A 1,180-nucleotide genomic window follows, 5' to 3' on the forward strand; every position below is an offset into this window, starting at 1 on the left:
ATTATTCCTCCCATCGAGAGCTATTCTGAATTGTAAGTTATAACTATTATAATCTCATTTCTCTTTGTGATCAAGTTGAAGATTTTCTAGTTTTTGACTGCTATAAGTATTAATACTCATTGCATAAGTGAGATGCTCCCATTCCACAGTTGCTGGAACGCCAGGATAGCAGTTGAGCGAATGTCACGAACCCCAGCACCTTTAAAGTCAAAATGAACCGGATCTGATGGACCTAGCCACTTCCAGCCCTGAGCTTCTAGGAAAGGTCGCCAGCCTGCATGATCTTCAATATCGAGAGCTAATCCACTTTGATGGTTGCTCTTTCCTGGCTCAGCAGCGATAGTAATGCCACATCGATTCGCCTGAGCTTGTTGAAAAAGAAGTAGTTGTTGGGCAATAGTCCGATAAGCGGAGTTGACAATCAGAGTCTGGCCTCGATTGGCAACCGCCCGATCTAGGGCGCGTTTAGCCGCTGGTTGTAAGAATGGCCAAACTGCTTGTCCAAGCCTGATCTTGGGCGAAGAAAAATCAACTAAAGCACCTGAGACAAGTCGATTCATTTGAGCAATGAGTTGCCGATCTAGTCCCCTAACCACTGTCGTGGAACAGCTTGTAGTCCCAGCTTGCGTTACTGTCACCATAAATTTCTTCCTTAGCGAGGGATTCTTAGTTCAACAAGTCCACTTAGGCTAAGGGACTTGCGCTTTGATAATGCACCATTTAGGGCTTGTCTGATTCTTCTACAGAGCGATTTTCTGGCTGGGATATTATTCCTACGCAAGTCCCTAAATACCTGGCGATGTTTAGCTTAAATGGTGGTTCTTTTATCCTACTATCCCACTTCCATCGGTCTAACACCCCTTAATAAGACTTAATATGGCACTGTGGGGTTTAATCACCTCAATTTGGGCATAATTACCGCACAGAGGGGTCTAGCATTGTCTCGCTAACAACAATCACAATCGCCCCAACTCCCGTAAGTTTTTCAAATCCGGTTCTTCGGTTTTTGTTATGCAATGGACGGGGGTTATAAGGGATGGAACCCTTATATAGAAAGGCATTTGGCGATTTTTGTCAATTATTTTTGCTCTAGAGCGAACTAATCAATTAAGTCTCTTGCCAGATAAGGATTTAGTCGATTTATGCCCCCCTATCGAACCATACTAAGTAACGAAGAACC

1 protein-coding gene is annotated in these 1,180 nt (G+C 43.8%); it reads right to left on the reverse strand.

The genetic code is table 11. From position 1 onward, the window contains the following. Positions 1-116: 116 nt before the first annotated feature. Positions 117-560, reverse strand: a complete 444-nt coding sequence (locus PX482_RS19005) for a M15 family metallopeptidase (protein WP_288093811.1) — start codon at positions 558-560, stop codon at positions 117-119. Positions 561-1,180: the final 620 nt, after the last annotated feature.

Origin of the sequence: Microcystis sp. M53602_WE12 (assembly GCF_030065455.1) — a bacterium.
Classification (GTDB): domain Bacteria; phylum Cyanobacteriota; class Cyanobacteriia; order Cyanobacteriales; family Microcystaceae; genus Microcystis; species Microcystis aeruginosa.